The following is a 20,852-nucleotide window of genomic DNA, read 5'->3' on the forward strand; positions in this document are numbered from 1 at the left end:
AGAACTCTTATTTGGCCGTGCGCGTCGACCACCACGCCCACGCGATCAGCAGGGGCTGGCCGAACAGGCGCCCGACGCGCTTGGCGTCGGAATCGAGACCGAACGCATCCCGGTGGTGGATCGCCTGTGCGATGTTGCCGGGGAAGATCGCGGTGAAGAAGGCCGCTGCCAGGCCGCCTACCCGCTCGCGCTGCGAGCGCGGAGCGAAGAGCAGTGCCGCGCCGAGCGTGATCTCGGCCACGCCGCTCAACAGCACCGTCGTGTCCTCTTTCAAGGGGACGAACTCGGGCACCTGCGCGCGGAAGTCGTCGCGGGCGAAGGTGAGGTGGCTGGTGCCGGCGAGAACGAGGATGGCGCCGAGCGCGATGCGGGCTGCGGTGCGGCCCTTCGAGGCGGGCTTGTCGAGCTGTTTCGTCATGGGGCTCCTCGGGTGAATCGAATGGTCTCACTCGACGATACGCCTCGCATCCTGATGACGGTCGGCGGGCCGGCAGGCGCGACAGCCGGATGCGCCGGGTCGGCTATCACCGCATCGCCCGTATATCTATGGGTCGGCGACGATCGGTTGCTTCTCCGTACATTGGCGGAATGAAGAAGTTCATCGCTCACTCCCTCGTCGCGACTGCCGCCCTGCTCCTGCTCGCCGGATGTACGGGCGAGGCTCAGGATACCGACTACATCGGCACCGCCACTCCGACCCCGTCGGTATCGGAGACCCCGACCCCCACACCCACCCCCACGCCGACGGAGACGCCGACACCGACGCCGACCCCTGCGGAGCCGGACAACATCTGACCCGGGCGCGACCCGGCCGTCGGTGCGGCGCGATAGCCTGCGAAGCATGAAATACGTGCCCCTCGGAACAACCGGCCTGACCGTCTCCCAGCACATTCTGGGGCTGATGCGCATTCCCGAGCTGTCGGCATCCGAGATTCGCACGCTCGTGGGCGACGCCCGAGCCGAGGGCATCACCTTCTTCGACCATGCAGACATCTACGGCTCGGGCGGAAGCCCCGAGCACGTGTGCGAGAGCCTGTTCGCCGACGCGCTGAACTACACGTCGGCCGAGCGCGAGCAGATGGTGCTGCAGACCAAGTGCGGCATCCGCCCGGGCTACTTCGACTTCTCGGCCGAGCACATCGTCGACTCGGTGAACGGATCGCTGACGGCGCTCAAGACCGACTACCTCGACCTTCTGCTGCTGCACCGTCCCGACGCGCTCGTCGAGCCCGATGAGGTGGCCGCCGCGTTCGAGCAGCTGCACTCCGAGGGCAAGGTGCGGCATTTCGGCGTCTCGAACCATACGCCCGGCCAGATCGAGCTGCTGAAGAAGTCCGTTGCGCAGCCGCTCGTGGTGAACCAGCTGCAGCTGAGCATCCCCCACGCTCCGTCGATCACCTCGGGGCTCGCCATGAACATGGCGCATTCCGAGCAGTCGGTCGATCGGCACAACGGCGTTCTCGACTACTGCCGCCTCAACGACATCACGGTGCAGGCGTGGTCGCCGTTCCAGTCGGGCGGCACCGGTGGTGTCTTCATCGGAGACCGTGAGAACTACCCCGAGCTGAACGACGTGCTCGACGACCTCGCCGCCGTCTACGGAGTGACGCCCACCGCCATCGCCGCCGCGTGGATCACCCGGCATCCGGCGCGCATTCAGCTCGTGCTCGGAACGACCAAGGGCTCGCGGGTGCGCGAGGCGGCCGCCGGCTCGGAGATCGAGCTGACCAGGCCGGAGTGGTATCGGTTGCTGGTGGCGGGCGGGGCGCTGCTGCCCTAGCGGATGAACGGGATCGCGATGCGGTTGCGCAGCACGGTGCGCTTGTTCGCCGCGACGAGTCCCATGATGATCACCACGAGGTGCGCGATGCCGAGGGCGAGGAAGAGCACGACGGGGATGCCGATGGGGAAGAATCCCGTGCTGTCGTCGCCGCGGGTCGCGAGCATGATGGCGAAGAAGAGAAAGTCGAGCACGATGTACGCGATGAGGCTGAGGCCCCAGTTCGCGGCCTGGCGCGCGTTCTCGGCGGCGAGCTCGCCCTTCGTCTTCTGCGAGGGGTACATCGCCGCCATCACGATTCCGGCAACCAGCAGGCTCAGATAAGGGATCGGGATGTAGGCGAGAAAGCCGAGTCCGTAGGCAAGAGCGCCCGTGGGGGCAGCCGCGAGTGGCTGCGAATAGCCCGCCGGCAGATTCGGCTGCTGCCCGACCTGAGGATACGGCTGCTGGTACGCCGACTGGTAGGAGCTGGGCGCCGGCTCGGGCTGGCCGGGAGTCTGGGGTGGCAGGGATTCGTAAGAGGATCCGGTTGTCATGGTTCCACGCTATAGATCGGCCCGCGCATCGAGAATGGGGAGAAGTCCCCACTCATGAGCCTGTCCGCGGTCGCGACTACGCTGGACGGATGCTCACCGCCGGGGTCGATCTCGCCGCCGAGAACAAGGGAACCGCCCTCGCGGTGATCGAGTGGTCGGGCGCCCGGGCCACGCTCGCGGAGCTTACGCTCGGCGTCGGCGACGCGGCGATCGCCGATGCTGCCACGGCGGTCGACAAGCTCGGCATCGACTGCGCCTTCGGCTGGCCCGACGAGTTCGTGAGCTTCGTCGTCGCCAACGCCGACCATGAATCCGTCGATGGACTCGAGGTCGACGGAGGCATGGACTGGCGCCGCACTCTCGCCTACCGCGAGACCGATCGCGAGGTGCGAGCCAAGACGGGCCGCTGGCCGCTCAGCGTGTCGACCGACCGACTCGGCCTCACCGCGATGCGGTGCGCAGGTCTGCTCGGCCGCATCCAGGCTCGGGGCGTCGAGGTCGACCGCTCGGGCGCCGGCGTCGTGGTCGAGATCTATCCCGGCGCGAGCCTCAGGCTCTGGGGGTTCGACACCACCGGGTACCGGGTGGGCGCGACGGCCCGCGAGCTGCTGCTGGCGCAGATTCTGGATGCCGCCCCCTGGCTCGACCTGCAAGGTTCCGCCGATCTCATGGTGCGGTCGGGCGACGCCTTCGACGCCGTGATCGCGGCCCTCGCTTCGCGGAGTGCGGCGCTCGGCCACTACGACGCTCCGGCGCCGGAGCAGCTGGCCCGCGCGCGCCGCGAGGGCTGGACCGCCCTCCCGACGGCCCCGCTCTCCGCACTCCACCCTGCGTAACCGCGCCCGCCCGGCGCATCCGCTGCCGGACGGCCGGGCGCGGATGGCCCCAGCGGGAGCGGATGCGGCGCGGGGCGAACTAGTGGAGCGCGGCTGCCATCGTCACACGCAGGAAGTCGAGCTTCGCCGCGGCCTCCGACGCCGCCGGTGCGGTGTACGCGACGATGCGCAGATCGGTTCCGGCGACACTGAAGACATCGCAGTCGAGGGCGATGTCGCCCACCAGCTCGTTGCTCACGACCTTGCTCTCGGACTCGTGCTCGCCCACGATCCCGCTCTCCCACAGCACCCGGAACTCCTCGCTCGTCGAGAGCAGTTCGGCGATAAGGGCGCGCACCCCGCGGTCTTCGGGGTACCGGCCCGCCACCCGGCGCAGGTCGGCGACGAGAGACGCGCCGAAGGCATCCACGCTGCCGGAACGGCTCACGATTCTGCCGCCGCCGTCGCCGAGCATGAGGTTGCCGAAGTGCGCGCGAAGCAGATTCGGCCTGCCCGACGCGGGGCGCACCGGCTCGCCGAGCAGCGCGGTCCACAGCGGGCTCCAGCTCAGCAGATCCCACGATGCGGTGAAGACGGCGACGGGAATCTCGCCGAGCCGTGCCACGAGCCGCTGCACGCCCGGAGGAATGTGCGCCGGCACCTGGTGCGGTGACGGAGGAAGCAGGCCCGCCAGAACGAACAGGTGGTCGCGCTCCGCATCGGTGAGCTGAAGGGCTCTGGCCAGCGACGAGGCCACCTGCTCCGACGGCCTGCGAGCACGGCCCTGCTCGAGGCGCACGATGTAGTCGACGCTGAGCCCGGCGAGCGAGGCGAGCTCTTCGCGCCGCAGACCCGCAGCGCGGCGGGAGTCGCCGGCGGGGAAGCCGACGTCGAGGGGAGAGAGCCGATCGCGCCACGCACGAAGGAGGGACCCGAGATCGCCGTGCGCATCCTGCATTCACTCAGTGTGCCAGCGGTCCGCCCGGGCTGGGTGGTACTGGCCGTCCGTACGCTGAGACGGGCCACGACAGCCGCGCACGGTCGGCGCAGACTTCTGGGCATGACAACAACACTGATCACCGGGGCCAACAAAGGCCTCGGCCACGAGACAGCCCGCCGACTCATCGAGGCCGGCCACACCGTGTGGATGGGCGCACGTGACGAGACCCGCGGCCGCACGGCCGCCGACGAGTTGGGCGGACGGTTCATTCCGATCGACGTGACGAGCGACTCATCGGTCGCCGCCGCCGTCGACACGATCGTCGAGGCGGGAGGAATCGACGTGCTCGTGAACAACGCCGGCATCTCGCAGCCCTACGTGCCCGCCGAGGAGTTGACCCCCGATGACGCGACGCGCGTGTTCGAGACCAACGTCGTGAGCATCGTGCGCATGACCCGCGCGTTCCTGCCCGTGCTCCGCGGCTCCGACGAGGCGACCATCGTGAACGTCTCGAGCGGGATGGGCTCGTTCGCGTCTGTGCTGAGCCCGGATCACATCGAATCGACCATTATCGCGCCGATCTACCAGTCGTCGAAGTCGGCGGTCACGATGCTCACGGTGCAGTACGCGAAGGCGTACCCCGAGATCCGCATCAACGCGGCCGACCCCGGCTACACGGCCACCGACTTCAACAACAACAGCGGCCCGCAGACCGTGACCGAGGGCACGGATGCGATCGTAGAGCTCGCAACCCGCGGCGGCGAGGGGCCGACGGGCACCTTCATCAACAGAGACGGAGTGGCCGCCTTCTAGGAGCCGCGCCGCCGCGTCGTTCCCTGAGCTTGTCGAAGGGCGGCCTCCTCCTGGCGCAGGCGCAAGGGGTGGGGCCTCCCGCCGCTCGCACAGGTAATCTGGCGGGATCGGGAGGGGGTCGCGCCATGGCCGACGACAAGAAGAAGAACGACGGGTTGACCGAGCGCGGCGCATCGCGTCGCAACTTTCTGCGAACGGCCGGCATCGGGGTCGCCGGCCTTGCGGTGGGCGGAGCCGCCGTCGGCGGCGTGACCGCCGGCATCCGATCGTCTGAGGCCGATGCCGACGACCTCGGCTTCACGCCGCTGCCCGTTCGCAGCGAGCCGGGCTTCGACCATGTGGTGGTGGTCATGTTCGAGAACCGCTCGTTCGACCACATGCTGGGATGGCTCTACGAGTCGGGGCAGGAGCCCGCCGGGCAGACCTTCGACGGCCTGCACCAGGGGTCGTACAGCAATCCGGGCGAGTCGGGCGAGGCCGTGCCCGCCCACGTCTACAGCGGGCCGACCGACCAGATCATGGCGCAGCCCGATCCCGACCCCGGCGAGTTCTACCCGCACGTGAACACGCAGCTCTTCGGCACGATCGACCCCGAGAGCAACGCCGACCTGAAGAATCCGCTCAGGGAGCCCTGGAATCTTCCGAAGGACACGTCGAAGCCGCAGAACAACGGCTTCGTGAAGGACTACATCGTCAACTCCACGCTTTCGCGCGGACGCAAGCCCACCCCCGACGAATACGCCGTGGTGATGGGAGGCTTCTCGCCCACGATGCTGCCCGTGCTCTCGGCCCTCGCGAAGAACTTCGGGGTCTACGACCACTGGCACGCGGCGGTGCCGTCGCAGACATTCTGCAACCGCTCGTTCTTTCACGCGAGCACGTCGCACGGCTATGTCACGAACGCCGAGGGTGCGGGCATCGGCAAATGGCTGGATGCGCCGGCCGTGCCGACCGTGTTCACCCGGCTCGAGGACGCGGGCAAGTCGTGGCGCGTGTACTACGACGCGCAACAGGTGGTCTCGCTCACCGGGCTGCTGAGCGCGCCGTCGATCGAGAAGTACTGGAAGAGCAACTTCCGCAGCATGGAGCAGTTCCACGACGACGCCGCGAAGGGCAACCTGCCCGACTACGCCTTCGTCGAGCCGCGCATGGTCTTCGACCACAACGACATGCACCCGCCGGTGGTGCGGCCCTCGAAAGACCGAGAAGACCCGGAGACGCCCGAGATGGCGTCTGCCTTTTCCGATATGCGCGCGGGGGAGCAGCTGCTCGGCGAGGTCTACACGGCGGTCAAGAACGGCGCCTCGGCCACCGGATCGAACGCGATGAACACCGTGCTGCTCGTGACCTTCGACGAGCACGGTGGACTCTACGACCACGTCGCGCCGCCGACCGCGGTTCCTCCGGTGAAGAACGAGAAGCCCGGAGAGATGGGCTTCACCTTCGATCGCCTCGGGCTGCGGGTTCCCACGATCGTGGTGTCGGCGTACACCAAGGCCGGTTCGGTGATCAATGACGAGATGCACCATGGGTCGCTTGCGAAAACCCTCGCCGAGCTCCACGGACTCGACCCGCTCACCGAGCGCGACGCATCCGCCACCCCGATCTTCAACGCGGTGAATCTCACGAAGCCGCGGCAGCCCGCGCTCTGGCCGACGGTCACGCCGGCGTACGTTCCGCCGAACCCCGAGGCGAATCCGCGCGCGGACAAAGACAAGGACCGCACCCGCCCGCTGACCCCTCCGGCGCTGGGCCTGATCGGGATTCTGCTCGCGAAGTACGAGCCGGGTGCACCCCTGCCTGACAACTACGCCGACGCCTACGACGTGCTCGTGAAGCACGGAGACGGCCTGTTCGGAGTGCGCGACTGAGGTCGTGCTGCGCTCCACAGGAGGTTCTGCGAAGTCAAGCCTTCTGCAGAAGATCGTCTTCTCGACCACGCTCGAGGGTGAGCGAGCATCGTGCTCGCCCACTCCACTCAAAGGACGACCCGTGTTTCTTCGACTTCTCCCGTTCATTCTGTCGATCGCTGCCAAGCAGCTCAAGAAGCGCCAGGCAGCCGATGCCAGGGGAGGAAAGTCGACCGGCCGGAGCCGGAGCCGCGGGCGCGGACGTCGTCGTCGCTAGTTTCCCCCCCCTATTACAGGACGCTTCGTCAGTCCGTCGGTGTGTCGTCGGTCGACACCCGGAGTGTCGTCGATTCGTCCTGTCGAACGGTGGAGGGCTCCTCGAGGTGAGCGGCCAGCGCGCGCATCGCGTCGTCGAGGGCCGCGAGCTGCTCAGATGTCAGGGCGCTGACGAACAGCCTCTGCACCGAGTGGAGGTGCGGTGACGACGCTCGGCGAAAGGTGCGGGCTCCCTCGTCGGTGAGCACGACCCACGCTCCGCGGCTGTCGTCGGATGCCCGCTCCCGCGCGATCAGCGCGCGCCGCTCCATGCGACCGAGGTGGTGCGAGAGGCGGCTGCGCTCCCAGCCGATCTGCTCGGCCAGCGGCGACGAGCGCAGCCGGTGGTCGGGCTGCTCCGAGAGGGCGAGCAGCACGCCGTAGTCGCCCGACGAGACACCGGATGCCTGCTGCAGCTCGGCCTCGATGTGCCGCTTCACGAGATCGGTCGTCTCGGTGAAGGTGCGCCAGGCCCGTAGCTCGTCGCGGGTCGGCGACTTCCGACCGGCGGATGGGCGCCCGGACCGGCGGCCGGCGCCGCGCTCGCCGTCGTCCTCGGGAATATTCACGACGCTCCATTCATTTGACATGTCAATTAGATCATCAAAGGACGCGATCATGGCTGACATCGAATTCGGGCTCGACACCTTCGGAGACATTCCGCAGACCGACACGGGAGAACTCGCCTCCCACGCGCAGGCGATCAGGCACGTGGTCGCCGAGGCCGTGCTGGCCGACCAGCTCGGCATCGAGGTCTTCGCCGTCGGTGAGCACCACCGGCCGGAGTACGCCATCTCGAGTCCCGAGACCGTGCTGGCGGGTATCGCCACGCAGACCGAGCGCATCCGGCTGAGTTCGGGCGTGACGGTTCTGAGCTCCGACGACCCCGTTCGCGTGTTCCAGCGCTTCGCCACCGTCGACGCCCTCTCGAATGGGCGCGCCGAGGTGATCCTGGGCCGGGGCTCGTTCACCGAGTCGTTCCCCCTCTTCGGCTACGACATGAGCGACTACGACACCCTCTTCGAAGAGAAGATCGAGCTGTTCTCGCGCCTGCTCACCGAGCGGCCCGTGAGCTGGAGCGGCACGACCCGCGCAGCGCTTCACGACGCCGACGTCTTTCCGAAGACCGAGTCGGGGCACCTCTCGACCTGGGTCGGCGTGGGCGGCTCGCCCCAGTCGGTCGTGCGTACCGCGCAGTACGGCTTCCCCCTGATGCTGGCCATCATCGGCGGCAGCCCCGAACGGTTCGCGCCCTACACCGATCTCTACCGACGCGCGGCCGAGCAGTTCGGCACCACGGCGCATCCGATCGGCATGCACTCGCCGGGTTTCATCGCCCGCACCGACGACGAGGCCAAAGAGATCTTCTTTCCGCACTACAAGGTGATGCGCGACCGCATCGGAGCCCTGCGCGGCTGGCCGCCCGTGACCCGCGCCGAGTTCGAGAACGAGGTCGAGCACGGCTCGATGTACGTGGGCTCGCCCGAGACGGTCGCCCGTCGCATGGCGAGCGCGATCGCTACGCTGGGGGCCGGGCGATTCGACCTGATCTACTCGGCCGGCACCACCCCGATGAGCGACCGGATGCGTGCGGTCGAGCTCTACGGAACCGAGGTCGTTCCCCTCGTCCGCGACATCCTGGCCTGAGAGGCGCACCCATGCATTCCTTGACCGAACCGAAGCAGGCGACCATCGGCATCCTCGGCGCCGGAAAAGTGGGCACCGTGCTCGCCCGTCTCGCGATCGCAGCCGGGTACCCCGTGCTGATCGCGAGCTCGCGGCCGCCCGCCGCGATCGAGCTCACGATCGACGTGCTGGCGCACGGCGCCGAGGCGACGACGGCATCGGATGCCGCGGGCCGGGCCGACATCGTCATCCTGGCTCTTCCGCTGGGCAAGGCCCTGCCCCTCGACGGGGTCGAGACCCTGCCGGTCGACGAGCTGCGCGGAAAGATCGTGATCGACGCCATGAACTACTGGTGGGAGGTCGACGGCGTTCGCCCGGATCTGACCGGTGACGACGTCACGACCAGCGAGCTCGTGGCGACAGCCCTGCCCGGTTCACGCCTGGTGAAGGCGTTCAATCACATGGGCTACCACGACCTCGACGAGGGCGCGCGGCCCGCGGGCGACCCGGATCGCAAGGCGATCGCGCTCTCGGGAGATGACGTGGCGGCCAACGACGTGGTCGCCGACCTGATCGACTCTCTCGGCTTCGACCCCGTCGACCTGGGTGCGCTGGCCGAGGGTGCGGTGCTGCAACCGGGGCGCGAGCTGTTCGGCGCGAACCTCAGCGCCTCCGAGATCCGCGACGTCGTGGAGCGGGCCGCCGCCTGAGGTCAGGCGCCCTGTGCGCGGTGCTCCATCCGGCCGAGCGCGCCGTTATCGGGCGAACGCGCCGTCGGCGCAGGAGCGTTCGCCGAATAAGGGCGCGCTCGACCATCAGGTTTCGACACGCGTGAGCCGGAGGGTCAGGCCTTGTCGTGCAGGGTGATGGCGTAGCCGTCGGGGTCAGCGAAGGTGAAGGTGCGACCGAAGGGACCGTCGACGCGTGCCGAGGTGATGGTGAATCCGTCGGCCATGAGGGTGTCGTGGATCTGCTGGGCGTCGGGCGCGTGCATCCAGACGCCGATGCCGAGGCCGAGCTGCGCGCCCGAGTTCAGGTCGACGCCGGGCATCGCGTCGCGCACGGCGAAGGCCGCGGGCGTCGTGCCGAAGACGATGGCGTGGGGCGGGCCGGGCTGGCGCGTGAGACCGAGGTGCTTCTCGTAGAACGCGGCGGACGCCTCGATGTCGCGGACCTGCAGTGAGATGAAGCCGGGGCCGGATGCGGTCATGATGTTCTCCTTCATTGATGTCAGTTTGTTGACATCCCCAGTATGTCAGAATATTGACATGAGTCAAGACGGTGCGGGAATCGAGCTGGAGACGTCGTTGGGGTACCTGATGAAGGAGGTCTCGAGTGCGCTGCGCACCGCCATGGAGGCCGTGCTGCGTCCGCTCGGCATGAGTGTCACGCACTACTCCTGCCTCGAACTGCTCGCCCAGCGGCCGGGGCTGTCCAACTCCGAGCTCGCGCGTGGCACCTTCGTGACGAGGCAGGCGATGAACGTGCTGCTGCAGACGCTCGAGGCTGACGGGCTCGTCACGCGATCAGAGCAGCCTGCCTCCGGGCGCGCCCTGCCGACGCAGCTCACGGCGGCCGGAAGGGCCCAGCTCGCCACGGCCAGCGCCGCGGTCAGGGGAGTCGAGGACCGCATGAAGTCGGGCCTCGCGCCGGCCGAACAGGTCGCGCTGCGAACGATGCTGTCGACCTGCGCGGCATCGCTGCGGTCCTAGGCGGGGTCCGAGAGCATCGCTGTGATCAGGGTGATGCCGCCGAACACGAACACGACAAGCGCGATGGATGCGAGGGCAGACGCCACCGCCGCCTGCAGCGCCCACGCACGCGCCCGCGGGACGAGGCACACGAGCAGCAGCACCGCCGTCGGTGCGACCAGACACGCGATGAGCCCGGCGTCGGAGATGATCACGCCGAGCAGCTGGAGGATCAGGTAGCAGAGGGGCACTCCGGCGACGCCGACGATGGCTCCGACGGCGATCGCACCGGCCCGCAGCCGCCTCGGCCCGCGGGGTCCGCGCTGTCCGCGGGGTCCGCGCGAGACGGGCTCGGGAGGACCGGGCTGGCTGTCGGGCGCGTTCGAGGTCGCGGGCATGCGCCCATCCTCTCCCGATCGGGTGGTCTCACGCCATGGTCAGGCCGGGTTCGATACGATGCTGAGGCACGCGCAGCGGAGCGCCGTCGTGTGGCCAGCGCCGATCCTCACCGACCGGGGCCTGTGTCCTCCATGCCGATAGAGAAGTTGAAAGTACATGACAGCATCGACCATCGACCCCCAGATCGCGCGTTCCTGGCTGCTCGTCTCGGGCATCCGTTCTGAGGACTTCGACCCGGCCGCCGACTCGCGCGCCGACCAGATCATCCTCGACATCGAAGACGCCGTCGACCCGAAACTGAAGGCGGATGCGCGAACGTCGGTCATCGACTGGCTCAGCGCTGGCGGCGCCGGCTGGGTGCGCATCAACGACCGCACCACCGAGTTCTGGTCCGACGACGTCGACGGCCTCAAGGGCGTGCCGGGGCTGTCGGGCGTGATGCTCGCCAAGACGGAGTCGGCCGAACAGGTCACCGAGACGTTCGATCGACTCGGCGGCACCGTGCCCGTTCTCGCCCTCGTCGAATCGGCACTCGGCATCGAGGAGGCGCCGGCCATCGCTCGCGCCCGCGGCGCGTTCCGCCTCGGCTTCGGCAGCGGCGACTACCGCCGCGACACGGGCACGAGCGCCGACGACCTGGCCATGGCCTATCCGCGCTCGCGCCTCGTCGTGGCGAGCCGCATCGGCAACCTGCCCGGCCCCATCGACGGCCCGACGGTCGGCAGCAACCACCCGGTGCTGCGCCAGAAGTCCGAGCACGCCGTGGCCATGGGCCTAACCGGAAAGCTGTGCCTCGACCTCGACCAGCTCTCGGTCATCAACGAGACGATCAGCCCCACGGTGTCGGATGCGACGTGGGCGCGCGACTTCCTCGACGACTTCGAGTCGCGGGGCCGGGTCATCCGCGACGGCAGCGACCTGCCGAGGCTCGGACGCGCCGAGAAGATCGACCGCCTCGCGCGGGCCTTCGGCATCGTGCCGATCGCGCGCCGCTAGACCGCGCTCGAGCTCGCCCAGAGGTTGATGTCGCGGTCGCCGGCCAGTTCGTCGATCTTCGCGAGTTCCTCGCTCGTGAACGCGAGGTTCTGCACGGCGGCCAGGTTGTCGTCGAGCTGCTTCACCGACGACGCTCCGATGAGAACCGAGGTCACGCGCTCGTCGCGCAGCGCCCACGAGAGCGCCAGCTGGGCGAGGGTCTGACCTCGGCCTGAGGCGATGTCGTTGAGGGCCCGAACCCGCCCGAGCGTCTCGTCGGTAAGCATCCGCTTCTGCATCGAGCCGCCTCGCGCGCCGCGCGAATCGGCCGGGATGCCGTCGAGGTAGCGGTCGGTGAGCAGGCCCTGGGCGAGCGGAGAGAATGCTATGCAGCCGACGCCGAGCTCGCCGAGGGTGTCGAGCAGGCCGTCCTCGATCCAGCGGTTGAACATGGAGTACGAGGGCTGGTGGATCAGCAGCGGCGTGCCGAGATCGGCGAGGATGCGCGCCGCCTCGAGCGTGCGCTCGGGCGAGTAGCTCGAGATGCCGGCGTAGAGGGCGCGACCCGACTGCACCGCAGTATGCAGGGCGCCCATCGTCTCTTCGAGGGGAGTGTCGGGGTCGGCGCGGTGGCTGTAGAAGATGTCGACGTAGTCGATGCCCATGCGAGCGAGGGACTGATCGAGCGAGGCGAGCAGATACTTGCGCGATCCGTGGTCGCCGTAGGGTCCGGGCCACATGTCGTAGCCGGCCTTGGTCGAGAGCACGAGCTCGTCGCGGTAGGGCGCGAAGTCCTCTGCGAACATGCGGCCGAAGTTGGTCTCGGCGCTGCCATAGGGCGGGCCGTAGTTGTTGGCCAGGTCGAAGTGGGTCACGCCGGAGTCGAATGCGCGGCGGAGGATCGCGCGCTGCGTCTCGATGGCCACGTCGTCGCCGAAGTTCTGCCAGAGTCCGAGCGAGACGGCGGGAAGTTTGAGGCCGCTTCGCCCCGTGCGTCGGTAGGGGAAGCTGTCGTAGCGCGAGTCTGAGGCGAGGTAGGTCATTACTCGATGATGGGTCACCCGACGCGAAAGCCGCTACCGCTTGCGATGTCGGAAAAAAGTTCTGAAGAGGTGCATCCAAACGCATGGGTTCGACAGAAGTGGTCTGTGTAAGCAGTTTTCTCTTCGCCCCCGATCGGGGCTCGACCAGGAGGTATCCATGCGCAAGACCCTCATCGCCGGCATCGCAGCCGGTGCGTTCATCGCAGCCGCAGCCGCTCTTCCCGCATCCGCGGCCGAAGGCGACGCACAACTCTCGGTGCTGCACGCGGTTCCGGGCGTCACCGTCGACGTCTACGTGAACGGAGCCCTGACCCTCGACGACTTCACGCCGGGCACGCTCGCCGGACCCCTGCCGTTGCCGGCCGGAACCTACTCGGTGGCCATCACGGCATCCGATGCCGCCGACGCGAGCGCCCCGGTGATCGGACCGGTCGACCTGCCCCTCGCGGCGAACGGCAACTACACCGCCGTGGCCCACCTCGACGCGTCGGGCAACCCCACCGCAACCCTGTTCACGAACGACACAGCCACCCTCGCCGCCGGCGAGGGACGCCTGACCGTGCGCCACGTCGCCGCCGCTCCCGCGGTCGACGTTCTCGCCGGAGGCAGCCCCGTGATCACGAACCTCGCAAACCCGGGCGAGTCCGTGCTCACACTTCCCGCCGGCACCGTGTCGGCGTCGGTCGCCGCCACAGGAACCACCGACCCTGTGATCGGCCCGGCCGACGTCGACGTGGCCGAGGGAACGAACACCATCGTCTACGCGTGGGGCAGCCTCGCCGACGGCAACCTGGCGCTCGCGGTGCAGACCATCGGCGGACTGCACTCGAACCCGGGCGGTGTTCCCGCCGGTAACGCGGGCCTCGTCGCCACCAACCAGCCAGGAGACTCCACCGGTCTGCTGGTCGGCGGGGCGCTCGCCCTGCTGCTCGCGGCGCTTGCAATCACCGCCGTGCGCAGCCGGGCGCTTGCCAAGGTCGAGCGCTGACCGGCAGGCACTCCCTCGCGACCGCGGTTCGGGCACACGCAGCCCGGGCCGCGGTCATCGGCGCGCTCGCGTGCGCCTCGATGCTTCTGATCACCGGATGCGGCGCCGCCGCCGACGCCCCCGCCACCCCGACGCCGGCCGGCGTCGCGCGGTCGGCGACACCCACGGCGACACCCGCACCGACGCCGAGCGCGACGGGCGCGCCGACCGGGCCCGCGGCATCCGGCGTACCCCTGACCGACGCGAGCCTGGGGGCCCACCCCGCCGAGCCCGTCGTGCAGCCGGCCAGGGTGCAGGTGCCGTCGCTCGGCATCGACGTGACGGTGTCGCCCGAGGGAGTCGACGCGACCGGGGCGCTCGCGCTCTCCGACGACCCCGCGATCGCCTCGTGGTACCGCTACGGACCGACCCCGTGGAGCACGGCCGGAACCGCCGTGATCGCCGCCCACGTCGACTCGTTCGACTACGGCGTCGGCCAGTTCGCCCTGCTGCTGGATGCCCCGGTCGGCACGGAGATCGTGACCACCTCGGTCGATGGCCGGGTCGCCCGCTTCTCGGTTCAGGAGGTGTCGATGATCGACAAGACCGGCGTCGACTGGAACGCCGTCTTCGACCGCTCAGGCCCGCACCGTCTGGCGCTCATCACCTGCGGGGGAGAGTTCAACTACGATACGGGTCACTACCTCAGCAACGTGATCGTCACCGCGGTACCGATCGCGTGATGGGGGTGGCGACGTATGCTCGAGGTGTCCACAAGGAAGCCGCACACTGACGTGACCGACACATCGATCGACGAGAGCGCGCTGGTCGACGCCTTCTGCTCGGGTGACGACCGGGCTCTGGCCGGCGTCTACGAGCGCTGGTCGTCGCTCGTCTACACGCTGGCGCTGCGCTCGCTGGGCGACGCGCGCGACGCGGAGGACGTGACCCAGAAGGTGTTCGTCGCCGCGTGGCGCGGCCGCTCGGGCTACGACCCCGACAGGGCGAGCATGGGCGGCTGGCTCGTGGGAATCACACGGCACTGCATCGCTGACGCCCACGAGGCGCGCAGCCGGATGCGCCGGGCCGATGAGGCGCACGCTCTCGAGAGCGACGCCGCGACCGTCGACGACACGGCGGAGGTGGCGGACAGGTTGATGATGGCCGACGAGCTCGCGCGGCTCGACCCCGTGCCGCGCACGATCATGCGGCTGGCCTTCTTCGCCGACCTGACTCATGCCCAGATCGCCGACAGGCTCGGGCTTCCGCTCGGAACCGTGAAAAGTCATATCCGTCGAAGTCTGTCTCGGCTACGAATACGTTTGGAGGTGAACGATGACACATATTGATGCCGATGAACTGGCGCTGATCTCGCTGGGCGAGGTGGCGCCGAGCGCCGTCGAGGCCGAGCACCTGGCCTCGTGTGCCTCGTGCGCCGCCGAACTGCGCGAGCTGTCGACGGTGGTGCACCGGGGCCGGTCTGCGCACGGCGAGTCGCTCGTCGAACCGTCGCCCGCGGTGTGGGAGCGCATCCGCACGCAGATCGTCGCCGATGCGGATGTCGCCGCCGACGCTCAGGCCGCGGCGGGCCCTGAGATGTCGCAGAGGGCTGCTTCGCGCGCCGAGAAGTCGCCATCTGCGGCATCTCGGCCGGCCTCCGAGCGTGCTCGCAGGCGCTGGCGCACGCGCATGGTGGTTCCGCTGGCCGTCGCCGCCCTCGTGGTGGGGCTCGTCGCAGGAACCGGAGTCGGCATCTGGTGGCAGTCCGCCCAGAGCGCGAACACCGGAGTCGTGGTCGCGGGTGCCGAGCTGGACCCGTTCCCCGACTGGGCGGATGCGCACGGCAGCGCGGTGGTCGAGGTTCTGGCCGATGGCACGCGTCAGGTCGTGGTCGACATCGACACGGCAGGGCAGAGCGGCCCCGCAGACGACCGGCTGCGCGAGGTGTGGCTCATCTCTACAGACGGAACCGCGCTCGTGAGCATCGGCTTCCTCGACGGGGCCGAGGGCAGGTTCGAGCTGCCGGCGGGCGTCGACCTCGCGACGTACTCCCTCGTCGACGTCTCGGCCGAGCCCGACGACGGAGACACCACGCACTCGGGCGACTCGATCGTGCGAGGCGAGCTGCGCAGCATCTGAGCGGGGCCCGGGCTCCTGGAGGGGAGCCGGGCCCCGTCCGCGCTACTCGGCAGTGCGGTCGACGTCGCCCGCGGTGTCGCTGTCTTTGTTTGTGTCACCGGTGTTCGAGATGTCGACGGCGCCGTCGGATCCGTTGCCGTTGCCCTCGGTGCGGGGGCGGGTCTTGCCCTCGTCGACGGCGCGGATGCTGCGGAGGTCGTCGTCGAGCCCCGCGTTGCGGTTCGCATCCGCCTCGGCGTGATCGCGGCGTCCGGCCTCCTTCTCCTCTTCGGTCGCTTCGGTGGCGCCGTCCATGATGGGCGCGTCCTGGGTCTTCTTGTTGTCGGTCATATCCGAATCGTACGTCCGGGTGCTCCCGGGCACGGGTGGCTTGCACGGCCGCAGAACATCTGGGTCGAATCCGGGTTCCGGGGGCCGGTGTGCGCGGCGTCAACCCCATCGGGGTGAATCGGATGCCGCGGGTAGCGTCGCTGGAACGCGTCTCACCCCCGAAAGGATCGCCATGACCGACCAGTACACCTTCCAGGATCCGTCCGCCATGTACTCCGACATCGACACGACGGCCCAGTACCAGCTGGGCGCCGGACTCGACGTGAAGCTGAACAACAGGGCCGACCACGGCGAGCAGAGCTACCGGGGATCCGGTCGACTCATCGGACGCAAGGCCCTCATCACCGGCGGCGACTCGGGCATCGGCGCGGCCGTGGCGATCGCCTTCGCCCGCGAGGGCGCCGACGTCGTCATCTCGTACCTCGCCGAAGAGCAGCCGGATGCCGACAGGATCCTCGAGCTCGTGCGCGAGGCCGGGCGCACCGGAGTAGGCATTCCGGGCGACATTACCGACCCCGCACACTGCCGCGCTCTCGTCGATCAGGCGGTCGAGGAGCTCGGCGGCCTCGACATCGTGGTGAACAATGCGGCGAAGCAGCAGCACGCGGAGTCCCTGGTCGACATCAGCGACGAGCAGTTCGACGAGACCATGAAGACCAACGTCTACGCCACGTTCTGGATCACCAAGGCCGCACTCCCGCATCTCCAGCCCGGCGCAACCATCATCACCACCTCGTCGAACCAGGCGTACACCCCGAGCGAGAACCTCGTCGACTATGCGACGACGAAGGCCGCGGTCAACACGTTCTCGAAGGCGCTGGCGCAGCAGCTTGCTCCGAAGGGCATCCGCGTGAACATCGTCGCCCCCGGACCCATCTGGACGCCCCTGCAGACGGCGGGCGGCCAGATCATCGAAGAGCTTCCCGAGCTCGGACAGGACACTCCCATCGGCCGCATCGGACAGCCCGCCGAGCTCGCTCCGGCCTACGTGTTCCTCGCGTCGCCGGAGTCGAGCTACGTGATCGGCGAGACGCTCACGGTCAACGGAGGCAAGCCCACTCCGTGAGCTGACTGGGTCTGACGCGGCTTCTCTCGGGCGGGCGTCGAGTTGCCCGATTCCGCCGCCTCGAGTAGATGCGACGCGGCGGAATCAGGCAACTCGCTCGCTCGCTGGGGTGACTCCACCGCATTGACGCGGGCGAGCAGCGCCTGCTGCCAACCGGTCGCCGGTGCGGCCGGTCGCAGCGGCGGGGTGGATGCCTCGGACCGGGCATCCGACGCCGGTTCGGCCGGGGCGGGGTCGACGGCCGGCTCCGAGCCGACAGGCGGGGCGGGGTCGTCGCGCGGGGTCGGGTCGACGGCCAGCGCCTCCTGCACGATGCGGCGAGGGTCGTACTGTCGGGGGTCGAGCCTTCTCCACTCCGCCGGATCGAACTCGGGGCCGAGCTCCTCCGCGGCCCGAGCCTTCGCGCCGTCGAGAAACGCGCGAACGGTCGTGACGAATGAGGCGAGCTTCTCGGCGTAGTGGGGCAAGCGCTCAGGGCCGATGATGATCGCGGCGATGATGCCGATCACGACCAGCTTGTCGAGGGTGAGTCCGAACACGGGGTGCTCCTTTCGGTCGGTCGGTCGGTCGGGCGGAGGCCAGGCGGTCAGCCGGTCGGGGACGGGCGGTCAGGCGGCGGGGCAGGCGGGGGTCGGCGCCTGTCAGGCGTCGACGAGATTGCGGTCGATGTCGAGTTCGCGGTCGATGTCCGCGTCGCGATAGTGTGCCGTGTCGTCGGTCAGCAGTCGGGCGCGTCGCTTCGCGGCGACGCGGTCGTGCAGCACCGCGATCAGCGCTGCGGCGGCGAACAGGGCCGCCATGGGAACGGCCAGCAGGAACATCGTGGCGATGTCGGCGGAGGGTGTGGCGATGGCGCTGAACACCAGAATGCCGAGGATCACGATCCGCCAGCTCGACACCACAGTCCTGCCCGGAAGCACGCCGACCGCGTTGAGCAGCACCACGAACACGGGCAGAACGAAGGCCACGCCCACGGCGAGAACGAGCTTCATCACGAAGTCCACGTAGTACGAGGCCACGAGCACCGTGCTGTCATCGGTCGAGGCAATGCCGGCCAGCAGCTCGACGACGTGCGGGAACAGGAGGAAGCCCGTGACGCATCCGATGACGAAGAGCGGCACGGCCGCGACGAAGAAGCCCAGCGTGTAGTTCTTCTCGCGGCGGGTGAGCCCGGGCAGGAAGAAGGCGAAGACCTGATGCAGCCAGACCGGGCTCGACAGGGCCGCCCCGGCGAAGAGGGCGATGCGCAGCTTCAGGTCGAAGGCCGCGCTGATGCTGTCGTAGTTCAGGCTGGCGTTGCGCGAGAGGGCCAGCGCTTCGATGGGCGTGCGCAGGATCTCGAGGATCTGGTCGCTGAGAAGGTACCCCGCGGCGGCTCCGACGAGCAGCGCGAGCAGGATGCGGAACAGACGCGTGCGCGCCTCGCGCAGATGCTCGATGAGCGTCATCCGGCCTCTCTCGGCCCGGCCCGCCCTGCTGCCGCGTGAGCGGCGTGAGCCGCTCACGGTCAGAGCCGGTCTGCGGGAACGGGCGCATCCACGGTCGTCGCCGAGGTCGCAGGGGCGTCTGCGGCGGCGGACCCGTCGCGGGATTCGGACTTGAGGATGCGGGCCGACTGCCCGACGCTCTTCGCGAGCGCCGGCAGTTTGCTGGCTCCGAAGAAGAGCAGCACGACGGCGAGGAGGATGAGCGCGTGCCATCCGGTGAGGTTCTGGAGCAGTCCCATGAGGGGCCTTCTTTCGTGTGTGAGGTGGAGGAGGTGAGCGTCCGCGCCCGCTGGGGTCATGTGCGCCCGGTCGACGGGCCGCGGATGCGCCGAACGGGCGCGGATGCGGCTAGTTGGCGGGGCCGCCGCCGCCGCTGGGCGCGGCGCCTGCGGTGGGTGCGGTGCTCGTGTCGACGCGAACGGTGAGCGCGACCTGGTAGCCGTTCGTCGCATCCCCCGTCACGGTCGCGAGCTGCAGGGCGCCGCCGTCGTCACCGAACACGTTGTCGCTGTCGAGGCTGACCTTCGACAGGTTCGAGCTCGAGCCGTCGTAGCCCGAGAGGGCGTACACGGTGTCGCACACGTCTTGTGGCAGGGCGACCTGCGAGGTCGCGATGGCGTTGGCCGAGTCGGTGATGTCGCCGATCGCGGGGTAGACCTCGAAGTGGATGTGGGGCCAGCGGCCTGAGTAGCAGGCGGGGAAGATCGAGGTGTACGACACGGTTCCGTTGCCGTCGGCGACCTGCACGCCGCGCAGGTAGGTCTCGTTCTCGACGCCCGACGAGTACATCGAGTAGTTGCCGTCGGCATCGCAGTGCCAGACGTAGACGGCGACGTTCGCGAACGGGGCGTCGTTGTTGGCCATGTCGAGGATGGTCAGGCTGAGCGCGATGGGAACGCCGGCTGCGGTGGTGCCGCCACCGAGGCTCGAGCGGATGTCGCTGCGCACGATGCCTGACTCCTCGAGCACGTCGGCGCCGTTCGAGCCGTCGCCGGGGTACGGGCCGGCGGTCTCGTCGGGGATCTCGCCGGCGGGCACCGCGGTCGTGGATGCCGCGGCCGTGCTGCTCGTGGTGGGCGTGGTCGTCGGGGTGGCGGTGGCCGTCGCGGTGCCTGCCGCGCTCGAGCCGGAGCCGCCCGTGGAGCAGGCCGCGAGGGCGACGGCTCCGGCGCCGAGTCCGAGCATGCTCAGAACGACGCGGCGGCTGACGAGCGTGCGGATGTCGAAGGCGACGCCCTGGTCGACGACCTCCTCGTCTGCGCGGTCGAGGAGTCGGCCCTCGTAGGCCGGCCCCTGCGGGGTGAGTTCTGGTTCGGGGATCCTGCTCATGACTGCCTCTCGGGGTGACGTTTGCTTCGTTCTGAAACGTCAGTCTTCGGGGCGGTGCTATGCGATTGCTATGAGGCGGCTAGGGGGTGGGTATGAGCTGAAGCTAGTGCAGTTCGTCGCTCGAGACGACGGTCGCGAAACTGCCGTCGAGCGCGGCCATGAATGACGCGTGCACCGTGGCCCCCGGAACGACGGTCTCGCCGAAACTGAGATCGGGCGCGGTGCACGCGTCGCTCACCACCGTGACCTCGAAGCCCAGTTCGCTGGCGGCTCGCGTCGTCGAGTCGATGCACATGCTGCTCATCATGCCCACGATCACGAGTTCGGTGACGCCCTCGTCGACGAGCAGCTCCTGAAGTCCCGTTCCGATGAAGCTGTTGGGCTCGTGCTTCTCGAGCACGATCTCGTCGCCGCTCGGCGCGACGAGCGGGTGGATGCCGATGCCCGGCGTGCCGGGGCGGAAGAAGGTGGCGTCGGGCTCGGTCGACACGTGGAAGATGTGCACGACGGTCTCGCCGGATGCGCGGAAGTCGTCGAGCACAGTGCCGGCGACGGCGGCCGCGGCATCCGGTTCGACGAGGGGAAACGCGCCCCCGGGGAAGTAGTCGAGCTGGATGTCCACGATGAGCAGTGCGCGAGTCATTCGCCCAGTATGCCGCTCCTCGCGTCGTGCGTGCGCGGGTGCGCCAGGCATGAACCTGACTGTTCTCCGTGCCCGTGAGCTTTGTCGGGTTACCCGCACCCGACTTGG

Annotated in this window: 27 protein-coding genes; 14 read left to right on the forward strand and 13 right to left on the reverse strand. The window is 68.9% G+C overall.

The annotated features are described in order from the left end of the window. Positions 1 to 7 precede the first annotated feature (7 nt). Positions 8 to 418 carry a MauE/DoxX family redox-associated membrane protein gene (locus ASF51_RS04195; RefSeq protein ID WP_055925589.1) on the reverse strand — a complete coding sequence of 137 codons (411 nt, stop codon included), beginning with the start codon at positions 416 to 418 and terminating at the stop codon, positions 8 to 10. Between the two features lie 170 nt (positions 419 to 588). Between ASF51_RS04195 and ASF51_RS19390 the strand changes: the two genes are divergently transcribed. Both ASF51_RS19390 and ASF51_RS04205 read left to right on the forward strand, forming a co-directional pair. Then, a complete protein-coding gene (locus tag ASF51_RS19390) occupies positions 589 to 795 on the forward strand; it encodes a hypothetical protein (protein WP_055925592.1) in 207 nt (68 codons plus the stop codon). Positions 796 to 841: 46 nt separating this feature from the next. Further along, positions 842 to 1,780 carry an aldo/keto reductase family oxidoreductase gene (locus ASF51_RS04205; RefSeq protein WP_055925595.1) on the forward strand — a complete coding sequence of 313 codons (939 nt, stop codon included), beginning with the start codon at positions 842 to 844 and terminating at the stop codon, positions 1,778 to 1,780. On the opposite strand, the gene ASF51_RS04210 is transcribed toward ASF51_RS04205, so the two are convergent. Further along, positions 1,777 to 2,316, reverse strand: coding sequence for a DUF4870 domain-containing protein (locus tag ASF51_RS04210; protein ID WP_055925598.1), 540 nt, complete (start codon positions 2,314 to 2,316; stop codon positions 1,777 to 1,779). The genes ASF51_RS04205 and ASF51_RS04210 overlap by 4 nt on opposite strands. 89 nt (positions 2,317 to 2,405) lie before the next feature. Here ASF51_RS04210 and ASF51_RS04215 point away from each other — a divergent pair, with 89 nt between their 5' ends. Beyond that, entirely contained in the window at positions 2,406 to 3,152 is a 747-nt protein-coding gene (locus ASF51_RS04215) for a DUF429 domain-containing protein (protein WP_055925601.1), read from the forward strand. Between the two features lie 79 nt (positions 3,153 to 3,231). On the opposite strand, the gene ASF51_RS04220 is transcribed toward ASF51_RS04215, so the two are convergent. Further along, positions 3,232 to 4,089: a helix-turn-helix transcriptional regulator gene (locus ASF51_RS04220; protein WP_055925604.1), complete on the reverse strand. Its 858-nt coding sequence runs from the start codon at positions 4,087 to 4,089 to the stop codon at positions 3,232 to 3,234. A gap of 102 nt (positions 4,090 to 4,191) precedes the next feature. Between ASF51_RS04220 and ASF51_RS04225 the strand changes: the two genes are divergently transcribed. Both ASF51_RS04225 and ASF51_RS04230 read left to right on the forward strand, forming a co-directional pair. Next, positions 4,192 to 4,884 carry an SDR family NAD(P)-dependent oxidoreductase gene (locus ASF51_RS04225; RefSeq protein WP_055925607.1) on the forward strand — a complete coding sequence of 231 codons (693 nt, stop codon included), beginning with the start codon at positions 4,192 to 4,194 and terminating at the stop codon, positions 4,882 to 4,884. 125 nt (positions 4,885 to 5,009) lie between these two features. After that, complete coding sequence (locus ASF51_RS04230; RefSeq protein ID WP_055925610.1) at positions 5,010 to 6,755, forward strand: alkaline phosphatase family protein; 1,746 nt, start codon at positions 5,010 to 5,012, stop codon at positions 6,753 to 6,755. 284 nt (positions 6,756 to 7,039) lie between these two features. Here ASF51_RS04230 and ASF51_RS04235 read toward each other — a convergent pair whose 3' ends face one another. Beyond that, positions 7,040 to 7,618: a MarR family winged helix-turn-helix transcriptional regulator gene (locus ASF51_RS04235; protein ID WP_235497129.1), complete on the reverse strand. Its 579-nt coding sequence runs from the start codon at positions 7,616 to 7,618 to the stop codon at positions 7,040 to 7,042. Between the two features lie 49 nt (positions 7,619 to 7,667). Between ASF51_RS04235 and ASF51_RS04240 the strand changes: the two genes are divergently transcribed. Together ASF51_RS04240 and ASF51_RS04245 are read left to right on the forward strand one after the other, a co-directional pair. Next, positions 7,668 to 8,696, forward strand: coding sequence for an LLM class flavin-dependent oxidoreductase (locus ASF51_RS04240; RefSeq protein WP_055925613.1), 1,029 nt, complete (start codon positions 7,668 to 7,670; stop codon positions 8,694 to 8,696). A gap of 11 nt (positions 8,697 to 8,707) precedes the next feature. Further along, positions 8,708 to 9,385 carry an NADPH-dependent F420 reductase gene (locus tag ASF51_RS04245; RefSeq protein ID WP_055925617.1) on the forward strand — a complete coding sequence of 226 codons (678 nt, stop codon included), beginning with the start codon at positions 8,708 to 8,710 and terminating at the stop codon, positions 9,383 to 9,385. A 134-nt stretch (positions 9,386 to 9,519) separates the two neighbouring features. Here ASF51_RS04245 and ASF51_RS04250 read toward each other — a convergent pair whose 3' ends face one another. Next, complete coding sequence (locus tag ASF51_RS04250; protein ID WP_055927864.1) at positions 9,520 to 9,885, reverse strand: VOC family protein; 366 nt, start codon at positions 9,883 to 9,885, stop codon at positions 9,520 to 9,522. A 58-nt stretch (positions 9,886 to 9,943) separates the two neighbouring features. Here ASF51_RS04250 and ASF51_RS04255 point away from each other — a divergent pair, with 58 nt between their 5' ends. Continuing rightward, positions 9,944 to 10,387: a MarR family winged helix-turn-helix transcriptional regulator gene (locus ASF51_RS04255; RefSeq protein ID WP_055925620.1), complete on the forward strand. Its 444-nt coding sequence runs from the start codon at positions 9,944 to 9,946 to the stop codon at positions 10,385 to 10,387. Here ASF51_RS04255 and ASF51_RS04260 read toward each other — a convergent pair. After that, the gene (locus tag ASF51_RS04260) at positions 10,384 to 10,764 is read right to left on the reverse strand and encodes a hypothetical protein (RefSeq protein ID WP_055925623.1); all 381 of its coding nucleotides are present in this window, start codon (positions 10,762 to 10,764) and stop codon (positions 10,384 to 10,386) included. The genes ASF51_RS04255 and ASF51_RS04260 overlap by 4 nt on opposite strands. Positions 10,765 to 10,921: 157 nt before the next feature. Between ASF51_RS04260 and ASF51_RS04265 the strand changes: the two genes are divergently transcribed. Further along, complete coding sequence (locus ASF51_RS04265) at positions 10,922 to 11,761, forward strand: CoA ester lyase (protein WP_055925626.1); 840 nt, start codon at positions 10,922 to 10,924, stop codon at positions 11,759 to 11,761. On the opposite strand, the gene mgrA is transcribed toward ASF51_RS04265, so the two are convergent. Then, a complete protein-coding gene (gene mgrA, locus ASF51_RS04270) occupies positions 11,758 to 12,783 on the reverse strand; it encodes an L-glyceraldehyde 3-phosphate reductase (protein WP_055925629.1) in 1,026 nt (341 codons plus the stop codon). The two genes, ASF51_RS04265 and mgrA, sit on opposite strands and share 4 nt — an antisense overlap. A gap of 157 nt (positions 12,784 to 12,940) precedes the next feature. On the opposite strand from mgrA, the gene ASF51_RS04275 reads away from it, so the two are divergent. From ASF51_RS04275 to ASF51_RS04290, 4 genes are all read left to right on the forward strand, one after another. Then, positions 12,941 to 13,771, forward strand: a complete 831-nt coding sequence (locus tag ASF51_RS04275) for a DUF4397 domain-containing protein (protein WP_055925632.1) — start codon at positions 12,941 to 12,943, stop codon at positions 13,769 to 13,771. An 80-nt stretch (positions 13,772 to 13,851) separates the two neighbouring features. Next, positions 13,852 to 14,493 carry a class F sortase gene (locus ASF51_RS19550; RefSeq protein WP_055925635.1) on the forward strand — a complete coding sequence of 214 codons (642 nt, stop codon included), beginning with the start codon at positions 13,852 to 13,854 and terminating at the stop codon, positions 14,491 to 14,493. A gap of 51 nt (positions 14,494 to 14,544) precedes the next feature. After that, positions 14,545 to 15,099 (forward strand): RNA polymerase sigma factor, encoded by a 555-nt coding sequence (locus ASF51_RS04285; RefSeq protein WP_235497130.1) that lies wholly within the window; start codon positions 14,545 to 14,547, stop codon positions 15,097 to 15,099. Further along, positions 15,086 to 15,889, forward strand: coding sequence for an anti-sigma factor (locus tag ASF51_RS04290; RefSeq protein WP_055925641.1), 804 nt, complete (start codon positions 15,086 to 15,088; stop codon positions 15,887 to 15,889). Before ASF51_RS04285 ends, ASF51_RS04290 begins: the two co-directional genes overlap by 14 nt. Positions 15,890 to 15,931: 42 nt before the next feature. On the opposite strand, the gene ASF51_RS04295 is transcribed toward ASF51_RS04290, so the two are convergent. Then, on the reverse strand, positions 15,932 to 16,219 hold the full coding sequence (locus ASF51_RS04295) for a hypothetical protein (protein WP_055925644.1): 288 nt from the start codon (positions 16,217 to 16,219) through the stop codon (positions 15,932 to 15,934). Positions 16,220 to 16,391: 172 nt separating this feature from the next. Here ASF51_RS04295 and ASF51_RS04300 point away from each other — a divergent pair, with 172 nt between their 5' ends. After that, positions 16,392 to 17,285, forward strand: a complete 894-nt coding sequence (locus ASF51_RS04300; RefSeq protein WP_055925647.1) for an SDR family oxidoreductase — start codon at positions 16,392 to 16,394, stop codon at positions 17,283 to 17,285. Here the strand turns inward: ASF51_RS04300 and ASF51_RS04305 are convergent. From ASF51_RS04305 to ASF51_RS04325, 5 genes are all read right to left on the reverse strand, one after another. Beyond that, positions 17,234 to 17,824, reverse strand: a complete 591-nt coding sequence (locus ASF51_RS04305; RefSeq protein ID WP_055925650.1) for a hypothetical protein — start codon at positions 17,822 to 17,824, stop codon at positions 17,234 to 17,236. The two genes, ASF51_RS04300 and ASF51_RS04305, sit on opposite strands and share 52 nt — an antisense overlap. 102 nt (positions 17,825 to 17,926) lie before the next feature. Beyond that, positions 17,927 to 18,733, reverse strand: coding sequence for a twin-arginine translocase subunit TatC (gene tatC, locus ASF51_RS04310; RefSeq protein ID WP_055925653.1), 807 nt, complete (start codon positions 18,731 to 18,733; stop codon positions 17,927 to 17,929). 59 nt (positions 18,734 to 18,792) lie between these two features. Beyond that, positions 18,793 to 19,005 carry a twin-arginine translocase TatA/TatE family subunit gene (locus ASF51_RS04315; RefSeq protein ID WP_055927865.1) on the reverse strand — a complete coding sequence of 71 codons (213 nt, stop codon included), beginning with the start codon at positions 19,003 to 19,005 and terminating at the stop codon, positions 18,793 to 18,795. Between the two features lie 115 nt (positions 19,006 to 19,120). After that, positions 19,121 to 20,101: an intradiol ring-cleavage dioxygenase gene (locus ASF51_RS04320; protein WP_055925656.1), complete on the reverse strand. Its 981-nt coding sequence runs from the start codon at positions 20,099 to 20,101 to the stop codon at positions 19,121 to 19,123. Between the two features lie 103 nt (positions 20,102 to 20,204). After that, positions 20,205 to 20,744, reverse strand: coding sequence for a cysteine hydrolase family protein (locus tag ASF51_RS04325; protein ID WP_055925660.1), 540 nt, complete (start codon positions 20,742 to 20,744; stop codon positions 20,205 to 20,207). Positions 20,745 to 20,852 lie beyond the last annotated feature (108 nt).

This window comes from Agreia sp. Leaf283, assembly GCF_001422485.1.
GTDB lineage: Bacteria > Actinomycetota > Actinomycetes > Actinomycetales > Microbacteriaceae > Agreia.

Coding starts and splice junctions, on each gene's coding strand:
- ASF51_RS04195 (WP_055925589.1), bottom strand. CDS start 418: ATGACGAAACAGCTCGACAAGCCCGCCTCGAAGGGCCGCACCGCAGCC.
- ASF51_RS19390 (WP_055925592.1), top strand. CDS start 589: ATGAAGAAGTTCATCGCTCACTCCCTCGTCGCGACTGCCGCCCTGCTC.
- ASF51_RS04205 (WP_055925595.1), top strand. CDS start 842: ATGAAATACGTGCCCCTCGGAACAACCGGCCTGACCGTCTCCCAGCAC.
- ASF51_RS04210 (WP_055925598.1), bottom strand. CDS start 2,316: ATGACAACCGGATCCTCTTACGAATCCCTGCCACCCCAGACTCCCGGC.
- ASF51_RS04215 (WP_055925601.1), top strand. CDS start 2,406: ATGCTCACCGCCGGGGTCGATCTCGCCGCCGAGAACAAGGGAACCGCC.
- ASF51_RS04220 (WP_055925604.1), bottom strand. CDS start 4,089: ATGCAGGATGCGCACGGCGATCTCGGGTCCCTCCTTCGTGCGTGGCGC.
- ASF51_RS04225 (WP_055925607.1), top strand. CDS start 4,192: ATGACAACAACACTGATCACCGGGGCCAACAAAGGCCTCGGCCACGAG.
- ASF51_RS04230 (WP_055925610.1), top strand. CDS start 5,010: ATGGCCGACGACAAGAAGAAGAACGACGGGTTGACCGAGCGCGGCGCA.
- ASF51_RS04240 (WP_055925613.1), top strand. CDS start 7,668: ATGGCTGACATCGAATTCGGGCTCGACACCTTCGGAGACATTCCGCAG.
- ASF51_RS04245 (WP_055925617.1), top strand. CDS start 8,708: ATGCATTCCTTGACCGAACCGAAGCAGGCGACCATCGGCATCCTCGGC.
- ASF51_RS04250 (WP_055927864.1), bottom strand. CDS start 9,885: ATGACCGCATCCGGCCCCGGCTTCATCTCACTGCAGGTCCGCGACATC.
- ASF51_RS04255 (WP_055925620.1), top strand. CDS start 9,944: ATGAGTCAAGACGGTGCGGGAATCGAGCTGGAGACGTCGTTGGGGTAC.
- ASF51_RS04260 (WP_055925623.1), bottom strand. CDS start 10,764: ATGCCCGCGACCTCGAACGCGCCCGACAGCCAGCCCGGTCCTCCCGAG.
- ASF51_RS04265 (WP_055925626.1), top strand. CDS start 10,922: ATGACAGCATCGACCATCGACCCCCAGATCGCGCGTTCCTGGCTGCTC.
- mgrA (WP_055925629.1), bottom strand. CDS start 12,783: ATGACCTACCTCGCCTCAGACTCGCGCTACGACAGCTTCCCCTACCGA.
- ASF51_RS04275 (WP_055925632.1), top strand. CDS start 12,941: ATGCGCAAGACCCTCATCGCCGGCATCGCAGCCGGTGCGTTCATCGCA.
- ASF51_RS19550 (WP_055925635.1), top strand. CDS start 13,852: ATGCTTCTGATCACCGGATGCGGCGCCGCCGCCGACGCCCCCGCCACC.
- ASF51_RS04290 (WP_055925641.1), top strand. CDS start 15,086: ATGACACATATTGATGCCGATGAACTGGCGCTGATCTCGCTGGGCGAG.
- ASF51_RS04295 (WP_055925644.1), bottom strand. CDS start 16,219: ATGACCGACAACAAGAAGACCCAGGACGCGCCCATCATGGACGGCGCC.
- ASF51_RS04300 (WP_055925647.1), top strand. CDS start 16,392: ATGACCGACCAGTACACCTTCCAGGATCCGTCCGCCATGTACTCCGAC.
- tatC (WP_055925653.1), bottom strand. CDS start 18,733: ATGACGCTCATCGAGCATCTGCGCGAGGCGCGCACGCGTCTGTTCCGC.
- ASF51_RS04320 (WP_055925656.1), bottom strand. CDS start 20,101: ATGAGCAGGATCCCCGAACCAGAACTCACCCCGCAGGGGCCGGCCTAC.
- ASF51_RS04325 (WP_055925660.1), bottom strand. CDS start 20,744: ATGACTCGCGCACTGCTCATCGTGGACATCCAGCTCGACTACTTCCCC.